Genomic DNA, 18,765 nt, shown 5'->3' on the forward strand with positions numbered 1-18,765 from the left:
GTTGTCACGATACCTGCGACCGCACTGGTACGCCGCTGTCGATCAAGTCACACACGTCGTGTCAGCTCTGCCACTTTCCATGGATTCCGGCGGCCGGCTGCGCCACTCTGGCGCTATGAAGAGCACCGTCACCGGGACCTTGTTCGACGCGATCGACCACGTGGGCGTTGCCGTGGCCGACTTCGACGAGGCGGTCCGGTTCTACGCCGAGGTGTTCGGCATGACGGTCGCGCACGAGGAGATCAACGAGGAGCAGGGCGTCCGCGAGGCCATGCTGTCGGTCGGCGACTCGGGTTCGTCGATCCAGCTGCTCGCACCGCTGTCGGACTCCTCGCCGATCGCGAAATTCCTGGTCCAGCGCGGGCCTGGCATCCAGCAACTCGCCTACCGGGTCAGCGACCTCGACGCGGTCTCGGCGACCCTGCGCGAGCGCGGCGCCGAACTCCTGTACGACGAGCCGCGCCGTGGCACCGCCGGTTCGCGGGTAAACTTCATCCATCCGCGCTCGGCCGGCGGCGTACTGGTCGAGCTCGTCGAGCCGGCCTGAACCCGGCCTTCACGACCGGTCTGTCACGCCTCTCGAACACCGGGTGACGGCGCGCCCCGACGCGCTGCCCGGTAGCGATCGCCGGACTAGGCTGTTCGGGTGCTGAAGGACAGCGCCACCGATTCTCTGGGCGGTGCGCACGCGGGGTTCCGGCATGACGCCTTCGTCTACACCTGTAGCGACGAGTTCGTGCATTCCGCGGCGCCGTACGTCCGTGACGGCCTGGCTGCCGGTGAGAAGGTCGTGGTCGCACTGCCCCCGGAACGGATTGCCGAGCTGCGCCAGGCGCTCGGTGCGGCGGCCGCCCAGGTCCGTTTTATCGATATGACAGTCGCCGGCCACAACCCGGCCCGGATCATTCCGTTCTGGCGTGAGGTCCTCGATGAGCACCCGGGCCGAGCGGTTCGCGGACTCGGCGAACCGGCGTACGCCGGCCGGACGCCAGCGGAGTACGAGGAAGCCTTGCTGCACGAGGCTCTGCTGTCGGTGGCCTTCGCCGATGCCATGGGTTTCCGCTTGCGCTGTCCGTACGACGCGGCCGTCGGGATCGACCCGACGGTGACCCATTCGGTGCCGGAAGGCCTTGCGGAGAAGACATTCCGGACCGCGCTGCCCGCCGTACCGGATCGGGCCGAGCGGTGGGAGTTCGTGCGCGGAGAGCTCGCGCAGATCCGGCAATGGGTCAACGCGCAGGCGTCGTCGCACGGGGTGTCGCGGCATCGGATGGACGACCTGGAGCTGGCGCTGCACGAGGTCTGCACGAACAGCATCCGGTTCGGCGGTGGCTCCGGGACGCTGTCGGTCTGGATCGAGGACGGCTCGCTGGTCTGTGACGTCGCGGACCAAGGCCGGATCCACGATCAGCTGGTCGGACGCGTGCTGCCGCCACTCGACGGACTCGGCGGGCGGGGCGTCTGGCTGGCGAACCAGCTGTGCGATCTGGTGCAGCTGCGGTCGGGCGACGACTTCACCCAGGTACGGCTGTACACGCGCCTGCGCTGAATAAGACCACTGACAACGGTGGACTACAAAAGTGACGGTCGTCTCACCGGCCCCCGCCTGTGTTACAAGGCACAGCCAGACGTGCATACTCAGCGGTAAGTTCCGCTCACCCAGACCCCGCTGTTGGAGGTACGACGTGAAGCAGATCCTCGAAGCGATTCTGTCCGGTGACACCACGGCCGTTGGCGAGCTCGACGTACCGGACCACTACCGCGGCATCACCGTGCACGCCGACGAGGCGACGATGTTCGAGGGTCTGGGCAGCAAGGAGAAGGATCCGCGCAAGAGCCTGCACCTGGACGACGTACCGACGCCCGAGCTCGGGCCGGGTGAGGCGCTGGTCGCGGTGATGGCGAGCGCGATCAACTACAACACCGTGTGGACGTCGATCTTCGAGCCGGTCTCGACGTTCGCGTTCCTGAGGCGGTACGGGAAGCTGTCGCCGCTGACCGCCCGCCACGACCTGCCGTATCACGTGGTCGGCTCCGACCTGGCCGGCGTCGTACTGCGGACCGGGCCTGGCGTGAACGCGTGGAAGCCCGGCGACGAGGTGGTCGCGCACTGCCTGTCCGTCGAGCTCGAGTCGCCCGACGGGCACAACGACACGATGCTCGACTCCGAGCAGCGGATCTGGGGCTTCGAGACGAACTTCGGCGGCCTGGCCGAGCTCGCGCTGGTGAAGTCGAACCAGCTGATGCCGAAGCCGGAGCACCTCACCTGGGAGGAGGCCGCGTCGCCGGGTCTGGTGAACAGTACGGCGTACCGGCAGCTCGTCTCCGCGAACGGCGCAGACATGAAGCAGGGCGACGTCGTACTGATCTGGGGAGCGTCCGGTGGGCTGGGTTCCTACGCGACGCAGTTCGCGCTGAACGGCGGGGCGATCCCGGTGTGCGTGGTGTCGTCGCCGGAGAAGGCGGAGATCTGCCGGGCGATGGGGGCGTCGCTGATCATCGACCGGTCGGCCGAGGGGTACAAGTTCTGGGCCGACGAGACGACGCAGGACCAGAAGGAATGGAAGCGGTTCGGGGCCCGGATCCGCGAGCTCACCGGTGGCGACGACCCCGACATCGTGTTCGAGCATCCGGGGCGGGAGACGTTCGGGGCGTCGGTGTACGTCGCCCGGCGCGGCGGGACGATCGTGACGTGCGCGTCGACGTCCGGCTTCATGCACGAGTACGACAACCGGTATCTGTGGATGAACCTGAAGCGGATCATCGGCTCTCACTTCGCCAACTACCGGGAGGCCTGGGAGGCGAACCGGTTGATTGCCAAGGGCATGGTCCACCCGACGGTCAGCAAGGTCTACCCGCTCGAGGACACCGCTCAGGCGGCGTACGACGTCCACCGCAACCTGCACCAGGGCAAGGTCGGCGTCCTCACCCTGGCGCCGAGTGAGGGCCTCGGCGTTCGCAATCCGTCGCTGCGGGCTCAGCACGAGGACGCGATCAACCGCTTCCGTAACAGGTAACGGTTGGGTCGGGTCGTCCCAGCGGCCCGATTGGCTGGTTACGCCCGAGTTCTGACAGGCTTAAGGTGGGGGATTCAGTGAGCCGCCAGAAGGGAATCTCGGGAATGCCTGACGAGTCGAGCCTGCCATTTTTCGACCGTACGGCGACAGCGGCCGGGGGTTTCCCGGTCAGTCGACGTGGGTACGACAAGCAGGCCGTGGACGACTATGTCCGCGCGCTGGAGATGCAACTCGTCGAAGCCCGGAACAGAGCCGACGAGCTCCAGGGCAGCGTCGCGCCGATGCAGCGGCAACTGGAGGAGACCCGGCGTCAGCTCGACGCGAGCGCCAACCCGTCGTACGCCGGACTCGGCGACCGGGCCGCGCAGATCCTCCGGCTCGCCCAGGACCAGGCGTCCGAGGCGCTCGAGGAGGCCCGCCGCGAAGCCGAGGAGCTGCGCAGCACGGCCGCCAAGGAGGCCGCGGCGGCCCGGGCGACCGGTGACCGCGAGGCCGAGGACATCCGCTCGGTCGCGCTGAACGAGGCCGACAGCCTGCGCCGGACCGCTGAGGGCGACGCCGCCGAGCTGCGTCGTACCGCGGAGACCGAGGGATCCGAGGTCCTGCAGGCCGCCCGGCGCAAGGCCGAGCAGTTGCAGCTGACCGCCGAGTCGCAGGCCAGCACGCTGAAGAACGGTGCCCTGCACGAGGCGGAGAAGATCCGTACGGCGATCCAGCGCGAGTCCGCGGCGCTGCGGGCCAGGCTCGCCGACGAGCGTGAGCAGCAGGCCAAGGAGCTCGCCGACAAGCACCAGCAGATCGCTGCCGACACGGAGAACCTCACCACCCAGATGCGCGAGGCCGCCGAGGCCTCCGAGCGCCGGGTGGCCGAGGCGACCGAGCAGGCCCGCAAGATCCGCGCCGAGGCCGAGGAGTCGGCCGAGCGGACCATCACCCGGGCGCGGCGCGAGGCCGAGCAACTGCTGACCACCGCACGGACCCGCTCCGAGTCGGAGCTCGCGAACGCCGCGGACGAGGCGGAGCGGTCCCGCACGATCGTCGCCCGGGAGACCGAGCGGCTAGCGAAGCGTCGTGACGGCATCCTGACCCAGATCGCGGGTCTGAACGAGATCGCCAGCAACATCGCCCGCCAGGCCGCCGAACTCGACTCCGAGACCGCGGCCCCGGCGTACGTCAGCCCCTTCAACCGCCAGCAGGCGGAGTCGCCGAACCCGCTGAGCGGGCCGTCGAGCAACCCGCTGTCCGGGCCGCAGAATGCGCCGGCGCCCAGCCCGTTCGCGGCACCGCCGGAGGCATCCGCACCGAGCCCGTTCGACGCACCTGCCGCCAGCTCCGACTCCGCTGACGCACTGGGCGACGCTTCCGCTGATTCCGGAGCGGCTGCGGACGGGGGCGCGTCCGCCGGATCCGCCGCATCGGCTGCCCGGCCGTTCGCGCCGAAGGATGACAGCCCGTTTGCGCCGAAGGACGACAACCCGTTCGCCGCGGCCACGCCGGTGCCGGCTGAGTCGTCGTACGACGAGGGTGAAGAGGGACCGTTCACCGGGGCGAGCCCGTTCGTCGGGCTGGGTGCGGGTGACGCGCGGGTCGACGAGACGCGCATCGACACCGCTCTGCGGGTCGACCCGAAGGACACCGACGACCTGGTGAGCAAAACCGCCGGCGGCCCGGCCGACGAGTCCGACTCCCCCACGTCCACCTCGGCGTCGAGCACTCCTGACGCGTCTGGCTCTGCTGCGTCGAACTCGGGGTCGTCGAGCTCGGCCGCGTCGATGTCTGGCGCGAGTACCTCTCGCGCGTCCTCCCGGTCTGCCTCGTCCAAGGCGTCCACGTCCGCGTCGCCGGCCGACGACTCGAAGGCCGCTGGCTCGAAGGCTGCCGCTTCGAAGACTGCCGATTCGAAGACTGCCGCTTCGAAGACTGCCGATTCGAAGGCGGACGACTCGAAGGGCGACGACGACGAGCCGGCGGACTCGACGAAGATCGACGAGTTCCGGCTGGATGACCTCGTGTCGGAGGAGACTCAGGCGCAGGCCCGGCCGAACGGCTCGGTCGACGAGAAGAAGACCGACGAGGCCAAGGCGGGCTCGCGATCCCCGAAGGACAAGACGACGTGACGCCAGCCGGCGACGACACCTCCACCACGATCCCCGACCGGGACCTCGCCGAGGCAACCCGCGAAGCGCAGGAGGCCGCCGCCGACGCAGAACAGGCCGCGGACAAGGCGGACCACTCCGCCGACGCGGCGGCAAAGTCCGCCCAGCAGGCCGACGGATCGGCCGACGAAGCCGACAAGTCGGCAGACAAAGCGGATGAGTCCGCGGACCTAGCCGACGAGTCCGCGGACAAGTCCGACGAGTCCGCCGAGAAGGCGGATGAGTCCGCTGACAAGGCCGGTGAGTCGGCTGGGGCGGCTGAGGTGTCGGCGGAGGATGCCAAGGCTTCGGCGGAGAAGGCGGACGACGATCTTGCCAGCGAACTGCTGATCGAGGAGCGGCATCCGGACGTCGGCATGGGCCTGCCCGGTCCGCCGCTGCGGCGCTCGAGCCCGTTCATGTTCGGCTTCTTCGCGGCCCTCGGCGTACTGGTCGCCTGGGGTTTGTGGAACGCGGCCGGCCAGGCCCGCTCGGTGCTGATCCTGCTGCTGGTCTCGATGTTCATCGCGGTCGGCCTGAATCCGCTGGTCGAGTGGTTCATGCGCCGCGGCCTGAAACGCGGCCTGTCCGTCGGCGTCGTGTTCCTGCTGATGATCCTCGCCGTGGCCGGCGTCGGGTTCGCGATCGTGCCGGTGGTCACCGACCAGATCGACAGCCTGATCCGGAACGCACCCCAGTGGCTCGACCTGGTACAGAAGTCGAAGACGCTGGACGAACTCGACGACCGCTACCACTACGTCCAGAAGGCCAAGGACTACATCCAGGACCCGGCCCTGGCGCAGCGCGCGTTCGGCGGCATCCTCGGTGTCGGCAAGGTGGTCGCGAACGCGTTGTTCAACACGTTCACGATCCTGATCCTGACCCTGTACTTCCTCGCCTCGCTCCCGTCGGTCAAGCGTGCGGCGTACAGCCTGGTCCCGCGGACCCGGCGTACCCGCGTCTCGATCCTCGGCGACGAGGTGCTGGCCCGGGTCGGCGGCTACGTCAGCGGCCAGTTCATGGTCGCCCTGTGCGCGGGCTTCTTCATGTTCGTGTTCCTGGAGATCGTCGGCCTGCGCGAGTACGCCGTGGCGCTGGCGATCGTGGTCATGTTCACCGCGTTCATCCCGATGGTCGGCGGCCTGATCGGCGTCGTCCTCGTCTCGCTGATCGGCTTCACCGACGGCCTGTGGACCGGCGTCGCCTGTCTCGCGTACGGGGTCATCTACCAGCAGATCGAGAACTACGTCGTCGCCCCGCGCATCATGCGCCGAGCCGTCGACATCCCCGGCGCCGTCACCGTCATCGCCGCCCTCCTCGGCGGCGCCCTCCTCGGCGTCGTCGGCGCCCTCCTGGCCATCCCCTGCGCCGCCGCCCTGCTCCTCATCATCCGAGAGGTCTGGGTCCGCAAAGCCGACGAATCCTAACCGCCGGAGGCCACGTCTCCGACCGCCCCGTCGAGCGCACGCCGCTCACATCCGCCGTCGACGAGTGCTGCGAAAGCAACCGCCACCTTGTCCGACGGCGAGTACGACGTACCCAATGGTCCCCTCCAGAGCCCGCTCAACCTGCCGGAAGGCAGTCCGCGAGCAGGGTCTGGACAGATAGATATCGGGTATATATTCTCGCTATCTATGCGGTCGTTGTTTCTTGCGTTGCTGGCCGACGAGAGCCGGCACGGGTACGAGATCAAGCAGGCCCTCGAGCAGGAGTTCGGGGACCAGCTGCCGGCCTTGAACGCCGGCCAGATCTACTCGACCCTGGCGCGGCTCGAGCGAGACGGGCTGGTGGTCGGGCAGAGCATCGAGGGCGACAACCGGCGCAAGCGGGTGTACGAGCTCACCGAGGCCGGCCGCGCAGCGCTGACGGGATGGATCGAGACGCCGGTGCCGGGCACGCGACTGAAGGACGAGTTCTTCATGAAGCTGGTGATTCTCGCGTCGGCCGGGCTGGCCGAGCCGAAGGCGTTGATCGCCGGGCAACGACGCGAGTACCTACAGTCCCTGCGCGACCTCGACGCGATGGTGTCGGCCGATGGGTCGCGGCCCGCCGCCGAGCTGCTGGCCGAAGGCGCGATCCTGCACCTGAAAGCCGACCTGGAGTGGCTCGACCTGATCGAGCAGCGACTGCCGATGCAACGGGAGCCGGCATGACACCGGTGCTCGAGACACGAAGGCTCGCGAAGACGTACGACACCGGGGGCACGCAGGTCCTGGCCGTCCGCGGGATCGACCTCACGATCAGCAGAGGTGAGTTCGTCGCGATCGTGGGACCGAGTGGGTGCGGGAAGTCAACCCTGCTCAACCTGATGGCGGGGCTCGATCGGGTGACCGCCGGCGAGGTCTGGCTCGGCGGCCGGCGGATCGACCAGTTGAGCGAGACCGCGCTGGCGCGGATGCGCCGGCAGAAGGTCGGGTTCGTGTTCCAGTTCTTCAACCTGATGCCGACCCTGTCCGCGATCGAGAACGTCGAACTGCCCCTCCTCCTGGTCGGACGTCACCGGAAGGAAGCCCGGGACGCCGCGAGCAGACTGCTGGACGACCTCGGTCTTGAAGACAAGTACGACGCGGCGCCGTCCCAACTGTCCGGTGGAGAGCAACAGCGGGTCGCTCTTGCCCGTGCCCTGGCGAACACCCCGGACATCCTGCTCGGCGACGAACCGACCGGGAACCTCGACTCGGCCTCGTCCCGCGAGGTGCTCGCCCTCCTCCGCGCCGCCCGCGACCGAGGCCAGACACTGTTGCTCGTAACCCATGACACCCGTGTCGCCGCCGCAGCGGATCGGGTCGTCACCCTTCGCGACGGACTGGTGAACGACGACACCGAGCTGCAGGCGGCCCGGCCGGTCACGCTCCCCCTCGACGCCGGTGGACCGGTATGACGCTCACGCTGGTCAGGCTCGCGTTCGCAGGACTCCGCTCGCGGCTCCTGGCGAGCGCGCTGACGGTCCTGCTCTGCAGTGCCGCGGCGGCAACCATCGTGCTCGCGCTCGAGGTCGGGGCAACCGTCCGCGATCCGTGGCAGCGGACCTTCGCCGAAGCAAACGGCGCACATGTCCTGGCGAACGTCGCCTCCGCAGCGGATGCGGACAAGATCGCGAGTCTCCCCGGCGTCGCCGAACGAGACAAGCCCATCCCGAACGCGAACGCTGACGTACTGGGCACGACCGACCGATTGCAACTGGCCGGCCAGGCCACCGCGCCACACGTCAACACGGCGATCCCGATCGAAGGCGGAGGCCAACCGGCGGCCGGGATCGTCCTCGAGCGCAGCTTCGCCGAAGCCCTCGGTCTCACCGTCGGTACGACGTTGCGCCTGGCAACGACCGGCGACCCGGTGGAGCTGACCGTCGTCGGTACTGCGGTGTCGCCCAGCCAGCCGCGCTATCCCCGCCGGAACCCCGGTCTCGCCTGGGTCTCACGCGCGACGCTGGAGCGGGTCCAGCCGGACACCGATCGCTGGCGCTGGACCGAGGCCATCCGTCTGTCCGATCCGGCTGCCGCACCGGACTTCGCCGTACGGGCTGCTGGGGCCGTGCCGCCGAGCAGCGCCTCGTTCGAGACGTGGCAGGACCAGCGTGAGAGTGCGTTGCAAGAGGCAGCTCCCACTCGGCTCGTGCTGACGACGTACACGATCGTCTTGCTTGCGGTGGTCTTCGCGGTGGTGGCGATCCTGGTCACGGCCCGCGCCGGCGCACAGCACCGTGAGATCGGACTGCTGAAGGCTGTCGGCGTGACGCCACGCCAGATCACCGTGGTGTTCGCGCTCGAGTCCGCCGTACTCGGCCTGGTCGCGGTGGTGTCCGGCTTCGCGATCGGGGTAGTGCTCGCGCCACGGCTGGCCGCGTCGAGTATCGCGACAATGGTGGGAGCGCCAACGATTGCGATGAACCCGTGGCATCTCCTGGTCGCCGCGTGCCCTGTGTTGATCGTGCTGATCGGCAGCGCCGCGTCGTCGGCCCGCCGTGGCACCGGGTTCAGTGTTCTGCAGGCGATCCAGTCCGGTTCCGCCGCACCGGCGTCGCGGTCACGCCTCGGACGGCTGATCGGCCGGGCGGCCCTTCCCCTCGTGCTGTCACTCGGGCTCAAGGACCTTGTCACCAGGCGACACCGAGCCACCCGGCTGGCCGGTGCCATCGTGGTCACCGGCGCGGCCGTCGTCTTCGCACTCTCGATGCAGGCGAACCTCGATGCCCAGGCCGCCGACGAGGTCAGCGACGTACCGCGTGAGCTGCCCGTCCTCGTCTACACCCTCGACGCCGTGCTCCTCCTGATCACCGTCACGACCCTGATCGCGGTCGCCCTCCTCTCGGTGCGCGAGCGCGTCCGCGAGTACGGCGTACTGAAGTCCGTCGGCCTCACACCCCGGCAGATCGCGTCCAGCCTGATCAGCGCCCACGTCGCACTCGCCACCGTCGCAGTCATCGTGTCGATCCCGGTAGGCATCGTCCTCTACCTCACCGTCTACGGTATCGCCGGCGGAAGCCCTGAGGACCGAGTGATCGCCTCATGGTGGTCACTGGCCCTTGTGCCGATCGGGACCGTCGTCCTGGTCGTCCTCGCCACCACCGTCCCCGCCCGCCTAGCCACCCAGATCCCCACCGCCGAAGCCCTTCGCTACGAGTAAGGCCTACGGGCCGGCGAGTTTGGTGATTTCGGGGGTGGGGTTGGTGTGGAAGGCGCAGGCTCGCGGGTAGCCGGCGAGGCAGCCTCGGGTGGTCATGAGGGCGGTGTAGTAGTCGATGTAGCGGAAGCCGTAGGTCTCGCCGCGGGCGAAGGCCTGGTGGCGGATGGCGGAGACCCAGAGGTAGAAGGCCTCGTCGGGGATGGGGACGTACATCGACGGCTGGAAGCCCTCCATGTCCTCCCAGTTCTCGGCGTGCAGGATCGAGCGGACGCCGTGCCGCGGGAGAGCGGCGAGCTTGCCCACGGCGCCTTCCATGCCGTCGATCTCCGGGTCCGACGGGAGGCCGGCCAGGAACCGGGCCCGTTCGACCAGGCTCGACGCATGTTCGTGGTCGCGGTGGATGCTGTGTTTCCAGTGCGCGATGAGCGTGTCGGGCTGCTTGTCGCGGATGATCGTGGCGAGTTCGAGCGCGACGTCGTCGGAGTCGGCGAGGAAGCCGTCGCTGTGGTCGAGGACCATGAAGTCGGCGCCGATCGCGGCGGCGAAGGCCTCGCCCTCGGCGATCTTCTGCTTCTTGTACTCCGAAGGAGTCATCCGCGGGTGGCCCCGCTCCCCCGGGGTGAGCGCGACGATGGTGGCGCTCGCGCCTTCCAGGACGAGCTTCGCCAGGGTCGGTCCGGCGGTCAGGTCCATGTCGCCGATGTGCGCCCCGACAGCGAGCACTGATTTGGTCACAAGGGTCTCCTCACTTCAGGCCACTCAGTACGACGCCTCGGACGTAGTACTTCTGGAACAGCAGGAACACAACGAGCACCGGCAGGGTGCTGAGCACCAGGCCGGCCATCACGATCGGCATCGTGCGGTCGGGGTCGAGGAAGCTCTGCAGCAACTGGATCCCGACCGGGAGGGTCTGCAGGGACGGGTCGGACGACGAGATCAACAGCGTCCAGATGTACTCGTTCCACTGGCCGATGAACGTGATCAGACCGAGCGTGATCGCGACCGGTTTGGTCTGCGGCAGGACGATGAGGCGCCAGGTCTGCCACTGGTTCGCCCCGTCGATCTTGGCCGCCTCGAGCATCTCGTCCGGCAGCGACACCATGAACTGGCGCATCAGGAAGATGCCGAACCCGCTCACCGTGAACGGCAGGATCAGCGCGATCAGGCTCGTGGTGAGCCCGCCGTCGCCGCCGCGTCCGAGGATGTCGTTGCCGCCGGCCAACGGCCAGTTCAGCATGATCAGGAACGTCGGGATCAGCAGCAGGAAGGGCGGCAGCATCATCGTGGCCAGGATGAACCGGAAGATCACCGCGCGGCCGCGGAACCGCAGCTTGGCCAGTGCGTATCCCGCCATCGACGACGTGACCAGCACACTGACGGTCACACTCACCGTGACGATCACGCTGTTGCGGAACAGCCGCCCGAGCTCGAGCTGGTCGAACGCCGCCTTGTAGTTGTCCAGCCCGAAGGACTTCGGCAGGAACTGGTACGGGATCACGCCGTACTCCCCCGCGCCCTTGAACGAGCTCATCAGCATGTCGAGGAACGGCATCACCATCGCGACACCGCCCAGGATCACCACCAGGTACGAGAACCACGGGAACCGACGGCGCCTCATGAGGTCTCCTCCCCGCGCCGCCGGGCGATCCACAGCTGCAGCAGTGTGATCACGAAGATGACCACGAACAGCACCATCGCCATCGCGCTGGCCGTCCCCCAGGCGCCGAACTTGAACGCCTGCTGGTACATCTCGAAGGCCGCAACGTTCGTCGCATTGACCGGTCCACCATCACCGGTCATGACAATGATCAATGCGAACGACTGCAGTCCGGCAATGAACTGTGTGATCAACACGAACAACAGTGAGGGCCGCAGCAACGGCAGCGTGATCTGCCAGAACATGTGCCAGCTGTTCGCACCGTCCACCTCGGCGGCCTCGTAGTACATGCCCGGGATCGCCTTCAGTCCCGCGGTGAGGATCAGTACGGCGCCCCCGATCGAGGCCCAGGCGTGAACGACGGTCACCGACGGCAAGGCGTACGACGCGTCGGACAGGAAGCCGATGCTGTTCACGCCGAGCTTGTTCAGGATGCCGTTGATCAGCCCGGCCGGCTGGTACATCATCTTCCACACGTTGCCGATGGCCACCACCGTCGCGACGACCGGCAGGAAGTACAGCACCCGCCAGAACCCCTGGAAGCTCAGCCGATCGATGCAGTAGGCGACGAGCACCGACCCCACCGTGGCCATCACCACCGAACCGAAGGCGAACAGCAGCGTGTTCACCAGGATCGGCTTCACGAACGTGCCGTCGAAGCTGAGTACGTCGGAGAAGTTCTTGATCCCGGCGAACTTGATCGTGCCGAGGTCGAACCCGCCCCAGTCGGAGAAGGCCAGCACGACGGCGAAGATGAACGGCAGGATCAGGAACACACAGAAGAACAGCAGGGACGGCGCCAGGAACAGGTACGCCGCCCGTCCCTCGCGATGCAGGGCAGGTCGCTTGGCCACGGTCACCGGGGCCGTGCGGACCTGAACAGCGGTCGTCATTGCGGCTTGACTGCCTTGGCCGCCTGCGCCAGCGCCTCGTCAGGACTCTTGCCATTGGCAAGCACGGTCATGATCGCATTGTGCAAAGCCGTCTTCGCCTCGTAGGCACCCGCCTGGTTCGGCTCCGGCATCGCGTACTCCGCGGCCGCGTAGATCGGCTTGAAGTTCGCGTCGGTCAGAGTCTTCTGGTACGTCGCAGCGTCCGCGGCGCGCGGCGGGATCAGGCCCTGGTCGGCCAGCCACTTGCCCATCTCGGTGACGCCGCCCTCGGTCTGGTGCTCGTTCAGCCAGCTGAGGAACTTCCACGCCTCGTCGGAGTGCTTGCTGCGCTGGTTCACGCCCATGAAGAAGCCGTACGCGAGCGATCCCTTGCTGCCCGCGGTCGGTCCCGGGATCGGGGCGACACCGACGTCGGAGTACTTGTCCTTCATCTGGGTCTTCAGGCTGCCCAGCCACCAGCCGGCCTGGATCGCCATCGCGACGCCGCCGCTGCGGAACTGCTTGGTCGGCGAGATCGACGGGTTGGTCGCCTTCGCCGCAGCCAGGTCGGCCTCGACCTGCAGCGCGGACTTGCCGGCGTCGTTGTTGAACTGCGGTGAGCCGTCCTTGCCGAGGAACGTTCCGCCGGCCGAGTCGAGCAGGGACAGGAATGGGTGCGCCGACTTGTTGTCGCCATCCTGAATCAGGCTCAGGCCCTCGACCTGGACGTTGCCGTTGGCATCGCGCTTGACGACCTTCTTCGCCACGTCCTCGAGCTCGGCCCAGGTCGCCGGCGGCTTGCTGACGCCGGCCGCGGCGAGGATCTTCTTGTTGTAGAAGAGCGCGTACGTGTTGAACTCGGTCGGGTACCCGAGCAGCGTGTCCCCGGTCGTGACCGCGCCGAGCGCCGCCGGGCTGTAGCTCGCCTTGATCTTCTGGGCGATCTCGTCGGGCACCTTCGCCACCACGTTCGCCTTCTCGAGTTGGCCGCCCCACAGTCCGTAGGCGCTGACGATGTCCGCACCGCGGCCACCGGTCTGCCGGACGGTCAGCGTGGTCAGGAGGTCGTCGAACTTGACCACCTCGGACTTCACCTGGATGTCTGGATTCTCCTTGTTCCACTGCGCGATCATCTTGTCCAGCCCACTCTTGGCCGGATCCGACGCGTAGTGGCTGAGCAGCGTGAGCTGCACGTTGCCGCCACCACCGCCCGAACCGTCCCCGCCGCCGCAGGCCGCGCCGGTGGCCATGAGTCCGAGTGCCGCGATCAGGGCCGGGATGCCCTTTCTGATACGCATATCAGTCCTTCCCGTCGGACCGGACCAAACGAGCCCGGAGGATGGTGAACGTGCGGGTGATGGTGAAGCCGGTCTTCAGATAGAGCTGCCCGGCCGCCGACTTCTCGCCGGTCCAGAGGAACCACGCGCTGTGCGCGCCGAGGCCGGCCATCCGCTCCAGCGTCAGATGCAGGAGCACCTTGCCGAGCCCGGTGCCACGGCTCGCCGGGAGTACGCCGAACGGCCCGAAGCGATCGATCACACCTTCGTAGGTGCCGTGCATCGCCCAGCCGAGGATCCCGCGGCCGGGATCGCGCGCGACCACGATCCGGTCCAGCGGCATGCCCGCCACCACGGCCTCGCGGATCGCTCGCGCCCAGTCCGGATTGAAATCAACCCCGGCAATGTTGATCAATGCGGTCAACTCATCACCGGTCGGTGTTCCGAACGTGTATCCATCATTGATCAACATGTTGATCCGGTCGCGGACCTCAGCCGGGATCTCGTACCCGACCAGGCTGCGGTCCATCGCGACCGCGTCGTACTGCGGCTCGAATCCGAGGGCTGTGGTCAGTCGCTGAGCGGCTGGATAGCGGGCGCTGTCGAGGCCGGGCAGGAAGTAGTTCGGGGTGTACGACGAGAAGAAGACTTCCGAGCGCCCTTGGTCGCGCAGCCAGTCCATGGCTGCGGTCAACAGTTCCGTGCCGATCCCTTGGCCGCGGTGGTCCGGGTGGACGAAGAAGAACGGGATCCATCCGCTGGCCGGTTCGAGGTCGTCGCCTGCCGCCGCGATCAGCCGTCGGACGGCGTACGCCGCCCCGACCACCTGGTCGTTGTGCACGGCAACCTTGAGGCCGGCCGGATCGAAGTTGCGGTCCAGCAGGAACTGGTCGCGGAAGCGCAGGTAGCCGATCGGGTCCGCCGGCGCAGCGGCGGTCCACACGGAGGCGAGCGCCGGCCCGTCCCCGACCTCGAACGAGCGGATCACTTGGCCGTCCCTTCGTAGAGCAGTGCGTCTGGCCGCGCCCAGTCGAGGGTTGTCGAGGGCAACAGGGCTACCGGGTCTTCTCCTGCCTCAAAAGCCTTGCGCAGCGAGTCGGAGCCCCAGAGCTTGTCCAGCGACGGGAGCAGACCGAAGTCGGAGGGGTAGAGCTCGTTCAGCACCCGCAACATGACCAGCGCGGTCCGCACCGGCTGGTACGCCGCCCGATCCACGACATGCACCTGGACCCCGGGCACCGCCTGACCGGCGTACTTGCTGAAGACCGGTTCGAACCAGGTACGGCGGAACACGACGCCGGGAAGCTCGCACTCGCGCAGCGCCGGGACGAACCGGGCGTCGACGAACGGCGCCCCGATGGTCTCGAACGGCCGCGTCGTGCCGCGGCCCTCGCTGAGGTTCGTGCCCTCGAAGAGCCCGGTACCCGGATAGACGAGCGCGGTGTCGAGGGTCGGCATGTTCGGCGACGGCGGCACCCAGGTCATCCCGGTCCCCCATGAGTCGCGAGTCCAGCCGTCCATCGTGATGACTGTTGCCTCACCCAACTGACGGGCCAGCTCACCGACGGTCAGACCGTGCCGGAGCGGGATCGGGGCGCGGCCGACAAAGCTCTCGAAGCCCGGCTGGAGCGCCGGACCTTCCACCTGGACGCCGCCGAGCGGGTTCGGGCGGTCGAGGACGACGAACGGCTTGCCGAGGCGTTCGGCCGCCTTCAGGCAGTCGTACATCGTCCAGACGTAGGTGTAGAACCGGGTGCCGATGTCCTGGATGTCGAACAGGAGCACGTCGACACCGGAGAACAGGTCGTCGAGTCCGCGACCGTGCCGGAGATAGGTGTCGAAGACAGGCAGCCCGGTGTCCGGGTCGACGCCTTCCGCCTCGCTCTCGCCGGCTTGCGCCGTACCGCGCAGACCATGCTCGGGGCCGAAGAGCGCGGTCAGGGGAAGACCGGCCTCCAGCAGCGCGACCGAGGTCGGTCGCAGATCCGGCAGTACGCCGGTGAAGTTCGTGATCAATCCGAGGCGGCCGTCGTCCACCAGCCCCGGTTCCCCGGCCAGACGCTCCGCGCCGGTCCGGACTGCCATCGTCAACCACCAACCCAGATCGTGGATCCTGCAGGAACTGGGTTGAAAACTTACCGATGGCTTCAGGCAAAGGTCAATGGATTACGGACAAACGTTTACCAACGAGCCGTCAGGACTGCAGCGAGGCCAGATACTCTATCGCCCGGGCGTTGATTTCCTCCGGTGGGACGTCCCGGGTCCGCAACTCTTCCATCCACGCGGCGTACACGGCGTTCGACGCGCTGAACTCGAGGGCGATGTTGTCCGATCACGGAAGTTCAGGTGGGAGGCGAACGCCTCGTCCCGGATCGGCGTCTAGGTCACGCCGAACTCGTCGACCGGCGTTCCCACTCGACCAGTTCGTCCCGGCTGGACGCCGCCATCCCGAGGTGGTCGAGTCCGGTGGTGAGCTCGGTGACCGACAGGCACACGTGGTCGACTCCAGCAAAGGCCGGCATGGGCTCCCCCTTTCCCCCGCTGCGGAATGTAGCTCCCCACCTCGGGCAGGAGGAAGGGACCGGCAAGCCCACAGATCAAGAGCCGGGAGCGTGTCAGGGCCGGAAGGGCGTCAGGGCAGGAAGGGAGTGAGCGCTGCGAGGAAGTCGTCGAGGCGCTCGGCGTGGACCCAGTGGCCGGCCTCGGGGACTTCGGCGTATTCGACCTGAGGGAAGTACGACGCGATCGTCGCGCGGTGGTCCTGCTGGACGTACTCCGACTTGCCGCCGTAGATGAACAGGGTCGGGCCGTCGTACCGCAGGCCCTCGACGTCGGAAGGCCAGCCAGAAATGGCCGGCAGCGCCGCCTCGATCACCGGCAGGTTGGGCCGCCAGCGAGCACCAGCCTCGTCGAGGATCAGATTCTGCAGCAGGAAGGCCCGGGTCCCAGGAGTCGGTACGGCGGCAACCAGTTGGGCGTCGACATCAGCCCGTCGCTGGACCGACGACAAGTCCGCACGCCGCATCGCTTGCGCGTACTCGACGAACGCCGGCGGATAAGCGATCGGCGCAGCATCAACCACGACCAGGCGCTCCACGACCTGCGGGTACCGCAGCGCGGTGAGCATCGCGGTCTTGCCACCCATTGAATGTCCGACCAGAGCGACCGACCCGACCCCGAGAGACTCGATCGTCTCCCGAACGTCGTCGGCCATCTCCGGGTAGCTCATCGTGTCGGTGTGCGGCGACGTGCCGTGGTTACGCAGGTCGAAGGCGAACACCCGATGCGCACTCGCGAGCCGCCGGGCCGCGGTCATCCAGTTCCGGCCGGACCCGAACAGTCCGTGCATGACCACGACCGGCGTACCGGAATCGCCGTACGACGCAACCGGAAGTTTCATGCAGGAGCCTTTCAGCGATGGCGCTGCCAGCAGGCGGTGTGCCAGTGGCGGCGTTCGTCGAGGGACTGGGCGCCGCCGATCGCGGCGAGCAGGCTGGGGTTCTCCGGCCACACCACGACGTGCGGCGTGCCGGGCGCGATCTGCTGGTCGCACCCCGGGCAGCGGTACGACTTCCCGGACGCGGTACCGGACACCCGGCGGACGATCCACCCGCCGTCGGCGCGTTCCTCCCGGAGTTGGCTGCCACCGAGCAACGGCCGGTCGCTGACGGGCCGCTGCCACTTCGACGGTTTCCTGCTCCGGGGTGACATAGCCCTGCAAGGCTATCCGTATGAGCCACGTCACCCCGGCCCAGTCAGGCTCAGCTGCGGGCGACGGCGTACGCCGCGCAGCCGATCAGCTCCATCGAGACCTGCAGACGCTCCAGGCTGACGTTCTTCGCGATGGTGTCCTCGGGCGAGTGGTACGGCGGTTCGAGGTACGCCGGTGAGATCTCACCACGCCAGGAGAAGTTGGCAGCCGCGATCCCGACCTCCTGGAACGACTGGTGATCGGACGCACCACGCTGCACCGGTCCGACCAGCTGCGGGTCGTACCCGAGCCGCTGACCGGCGGCCCGGACCGCGTCCGTCGCGGTGTTGGCGAGGCCGGTGAAGGACAGCAGCCAGTACGTGATCGCCGGATCCCAACTCGTCGCGACCATGTCGTTCTGGAACACCGCCGCATGCCGGTCGCGCTGGTCCTGCGCCAACTGCGCGACGTGGTACCGCGACCCGATCAGCCCCTGCTCCTCCGAGCCCCACAACGCGAACCGCAGCGTCGCCTCCGTGGAGATCTTGGTGAACACTCGCGCCAGCTCCATCGTGAGCACGGTCCCGGAGCCGTCGTCGTTGGCTCCCGGCGCGCCGATCACCGAATCGTAGTGACCGCAGACCATCACGATCGGCGAGTTCGCGCCGCCACGACCACGGCGTTCACCGATCACGTTGTTCGACACCAGGCCACGATGGGACGTCGTACTCATCCGCAGCGGCAGCGAGTTCACCACCGCGAGCGCCTCCCGGATCAGCCGCTTCTGCACCTGAGCCACCCCGAGCACTGGGATCGGCGCGTCGGTCAGACCGGACGGCGAGAATGCCGACGCGCGACGCGGGAACACCTGGTCGGCAGGCAGCAGGATCACACCCACTGCTCCACGCGCCGCCGCCTCCGCGACGAACACCGGACGCGCGGCCGAGGTGTCATCCGCGATCACGATCGACCCGGCGACGTCGGCCGGCCAGACCGGAGCCGTCGCCGCGCCGACGTCGCGAACCGGTCCTTCGACCGTGACGTCCAGCTTGCCGCCGGGTGCGGCGCCCGCCTGCCAGCTCAGGTCATCGGGCAGGATGCCCCGGACATCGAAGATCTGGGCCGTGAACTTGTCGGCGACCGGGAACGGCTCCAGCCGGGTCCGGTAGCCGAAGTCGTCGAGCTGGCCCGCGATGTAGTCGGCCGCTCGCTTCTCGCTCGTGGTCCCGCCGATCCGCGGGCCGATGTGTCCGGACAGCACCTGCAGGTGGCGCAGCGCGCGCTCCGAGGACAGGCCGGAGACGACCTGACGGTCGTACTTGTCCAGCTTCGGGCGGCTCACCGCACCGGGTCGCTGGTCGTCCGCGGCCCAGGCGGGGGCGGCGGGAAGAGCCGTGGCGGCGGTGACTCCGGCGACGGCGCCGAGCAGGCCGCGACGACTCAATCCGGACGATTCGGTCATCCAAGGTCTCCTCACAAGGTGGGCGGCC

The 18,765-nt window shown here is 68.1% G+C and carries 18 protein-coding genes; 8 read left to right on the forward strand and 10 right to left on the reverse strand.

The genetic code is table 11. The features are described 5' to 3' along the window. Window positions 1–115: 115 nt before the first annotated feature. The 8 genes from mce (at window position 116) to E0H75_RS34695 (ending at window position 9,778) form a co-directional block, all read left to right on the forward strand. Window positions 116–547: a methylmalonyl-CoA epimerase gene (mce, locus tag E0H75_RS34655; RefSeq protein WP_131355708.1), complete on the forward strand. Its 432-nt coding sequence runs from the start codon at window positions 116–118 to the stop codon at window positions 545–547. Window positions 548–646: 99 nt separating this feature from the next. Further along, window positions 647–1,549, forward strand: coding sequence for a sensor histidine kinase (locus E0H75_RS34660; RefSeq protein ID WP_131517927.1), 903 nt, complete (start codon window positions 647–649; stop codon window positions 1,547–1,549). A gap of 136 nt (window positions 1,550–1,685) precedes the next feature. After that, window positions 1,686–3,017 carry a crotonyl-CoA carboxylase/reductase gene (gene ccrA / locus E0H75_RS34665; RefSeq protein ID WP_131517928.1) on the forward strand — a complete coding sequence of 444 codons (1,332 nt, stop codon included), beginning with the start codon at window positions 1,686–1,688 and terminating at the stop codon, window positions 3,015–3,017. Between the two features lie 104 nt (window positions 3,018–3,121). Further along, window positions 3,122–5,134: a coiled-coil domain-containing protein gene (locus E0H75_RS45230; protein WP_238163444.1), complete on the forward strand. Its 2,013-nt coding sequence runs from the start codon at window positions 3,122–3,124 to the stop codon at window positions 5,132–5,134. After that, window positions 5,131–6,579, forward strand: a complete 1,449-nt coding sequence (locus E0H75_RS34680; protein ID WP_131517929.1) for an AI-2E family transporter — start codon at window positions 5,131–5,133, stop codon at window positions 6,577–6,579. Before E0H75_RS45230 ends, E0H75_RS34680 begins: the two co-directional genes overlap by 4 nt. 207 nt (window positions 6,580–6,786) lie before the next feature. After that, on the forward strand, window positions 6,787–7,305 hold the full coding sequence (locus E0H75_RS34685; RefSeq protein ID WP_131517930.1) for a PadR family transcriptional regulator: 519 nt from the start codon (window positions 6,787–6,789) through the stop codon (window positions 7,303–7,305). Further along, on the forward strand, window positions 7,302–8,033 hold the full coding sequence (locus tag E0H75_RS34690; RefSeq protein WP_131517931.1) for an ABC transporter ATP-binding protein: 732 nt from the start codon (window positions 7,302–7,304) through the stop codon (window positions 8,031–8,033). The genes E0H75_RS34685 and E0H75_RS34690 overlap by 4 nt, the downstream gene beginning before the upstream one ends. Next, window positions 8,030–9,778 (forward strand): ABC transporter permease, encoded by a 1,749-nt coding sequence (locus tag E0H75_RS34695; protein WP_131517932.1) that lies wholly within the window; start codon window positions 8,030–8,032, stop codon window positions 9,776–9,778. The genes E0H75_RS34690 and E0H75_RS34695 overlap by 4 nt, the downstream gene beginning before the upstream one ends. Before the next feature lie 3 nt (window positions 9,779–9,781). Here the strand turns inward: E0H75_RS34695 and E0H75_RS34700 are convergent, their stop codons facing one another. From E0H75_RS34700 to E0H75_RS34740, 10 genes are all read right to left on the reverse strand, one after another. Then, the gene (locus tag E0H75_RS34700; RefSeq protein ID WP_131517933.1) at window positions 9,782–10,513 is read right to left on the reverse strand and encodes a PIG-L deacetylase family protein; all 732 of its coding nucleotides are present in this window, start codon (window positions 10,511–10,513) and stop codon (window positions 9,782–9,784) included. 10 nt (window positions 10,514–10,523) lie between these two features. Then, on the reverse strand, window positions 10,524–11,396 hold the full coding sequence (locus E0H75_RS34705; RefSeq protein ID WP_131517934.1) for a carbohydrate ABC transporter permease: 873 nt from the start codon (window positions 11,394–11,396) through the stop codon (window positions 10,524–10,526). Beyond that, complete coding sequence (locus tag E0H75_RS34710) at window positions 11,393–12,328, reverse strand: carbohydrate ABC transporter permease (RefSeq protein ID WP_238163445.1); 936 nt, start codon at window positions 12,326–12,328, stop codon at window positions 11,393–11,395. Before E0H75_RS34710 ends, E0H75_RS34705 begins: the two co-directional genes overlap by 4 nt. Continuing rightward, on the reverse strand, window positions 12,325–13,605 hold the full coding sequence (locus E0H75_RS34715; protein WP_131517935.1) for an extracellular solute-binding protein: 1,281 nt from the start codon (window positions 13,603–13,605) through the stop codon (window positions 12,325–12,327). The genes E0H75_RS34710 and E0H75_RS34715 overlap by 4 nt, the downstream gene beginning before the upstream one ends. A 1-nt stretch (window position 13,606) precedes the next feature. Beyond that, window positions 13,607–14,572: a GNAT family N-acetyltransferase gene (locus E0H75_RS34720; RefSeq protein ID WP_131517936.1), complete on the reverse strand. Its 966-nt coding sequence runs from the start codon at window positions 14,570–14,572 to the stop codon at window positions 13,607–13,609. Continuing rightward, window positions 14,569–15,669 carry an exo-beta-N-acetylmuramidase NamZ family protein gene (locus tag E0H75_RS34725; protein ID WP_131517937.1) on the reverse strand — a complete coding sequence of 367 codons (1,101 nt, stop codon included), beginning with the start codon at window positions 15,667–15,669 and terminating at the stop codon, window positions 14,569–14,571. The genes E0H75_RS34720 and E0H75_RS34725 overlap by 4 nt, the downstream gene beginning before the upstream one ends. A gap of 299 nt (window positions 15,670–15,968) precedes the next feature. Continuing rightward, window positions 15,969–16,106 (reverse strand): hypothetical protein, encoded by a 138-nt coding sequence (locus E0H75_RS43295; protein WP_165554233.1) that lies wholly within the window; start codon window positions 16,104–16,106, stop codon window positions 15,969–15,971. 110 nt (window positions 16,107–16,216) lie between these two features. Then, window positions 16,217–16,984, reverse strand: a complete 768-nt coding sequence (locus E0H75_RS34730; protein ID WP_131517938.1) for an alpha/beta fold hydrolase — start codon at window positions 16,982–16,984, stop codon at window positions 16,217–16,219. 11 nt (window positions 16,985–16,995) lie between these two features. Next, window positions 16,996–17,295, reverse strand: coding sequence for a hypothetical protein (locus E0H75_RS34735; protein WP_131517939.1), 300 nt, complete (start codon window positions 17,293–17,295; stop codon window positions 16,996–16,998). A gap of 50 nt (window positions 17,296–17,345) precedes the next feature. Continuing rightward, window positions 17,346–18,737, reverse strand: coding sequence for a M28 family metallopeptidase (locus E0H75_RS34740; RefSeq protein WP_131517940.1), 1,392 nt, complete (start codon window positions 18,735–18,737; stop codon window positions 17,346–17,348). Between the last annotated feature and the right edge of the window lie 28 nt (window positions 18,738–18,765).

This window comes from Kribbella capetownensis, assembly GCF_004331485.1.
Lineage (GTDB): Bacteria > Actinomycetota > Actinomycetes > Propionibacteriales > Kribbellaceae > Kribbella > Kribbella capetownensis.

Bases quoted from the DNA above. Each gene is read 5' to 3' on its own strand.
- E0H75_RS34715 (WP_131517935.1), bottom strand. From the start codon at position 13,605: ATGCGTATCAGAAAGGGCATCCCGGCCCTGATCGCGGCACTCGGACTC.
- E0H75_RS34710 (WP_238163445.1), bottom strand. From the start codon at position 12,328: ATGACGACCGCTGTTCAGGTCCGCACGGCCCCGGTGACCGTGGCCAAG.
- E0H75_RS34690 (WP_131517931.1), top strand. From the start codon at position 7,302: ATGACACCGGTGCTCGAGACACGAAGGCTCGCGAAGACGTACGACACC.
- E0H75_RS34740 (WP_131517940.1), bottom strand. From the start codon at position 18,737: ATGACCGAATCGTCCGGATTGAGTCGTCGCGGCCTGCTCGGCGCCGTC.
- mce (WP_131355708.1), top strand. From the start codon at position 116: ATGAAGAGCACCGTCACCGGGACCTTGTTCGACGCGATCGACCACGTG.
- E0H75_RS34685 (WP_131517930.1), top strand. From the start codon at position 6,787: ATGCGGTCGTTGTTTCTTGCGTTGCTGGCCGACGAGAGCCGGCACGGG.
- E0H75_RS34705 (WP_131517934.1), bottom strand. From the start codon at position 11,396: ATGAGGCGCCGTCGGTTCCCGTGGTTCTCGTACCTGGTGGTGATCCTG.
- E0H75_RS43295 (WP_165554233.1), bottom strand. From the start codon at position 16,106: ATGCCGGCCTTTGCTGGAGTCGACCACGTGTGCCTGTCGGTCACCGAG.
- E0H75_RS45230 (WP_238163444.1), top strand. From the start codon at position 3,122: ATGCCTGACGAGTCGAGCCTGCCATTTTTCGACCGTACGGCGACAGCG.
- E0H75_RS34730 (WP_131517938.1), bottom strand. From the start codon at position 16,984: ATGAAACTTCCGGTTGCGTCGTACGGCGATTCCGGTACGCCGGTCGTG.
- E0H75_RS34735 (WP_131517939.1), bottom strand. From the start codon at position 17,295: ATGTCACCCCGGAGCAGGAAACCGTCGAAGTGGCAGCGGCCCGTCAGC.
- E0H75_RS34725 (WP_131517937.1), bottom strand. From the start codon at position 15,669: ATGGCAGTCCGGACCGGCGCGGAGCGTCTGGCCGGGGAACCGGGGCTG.
- E0H75_RS34695 (WP_131517932.1), top strand. From the start codon at position 8,030: ATGACGCTCACGCTGGTCAGGCTCGCGTTCGCAGGACTCCGCTCGCGG.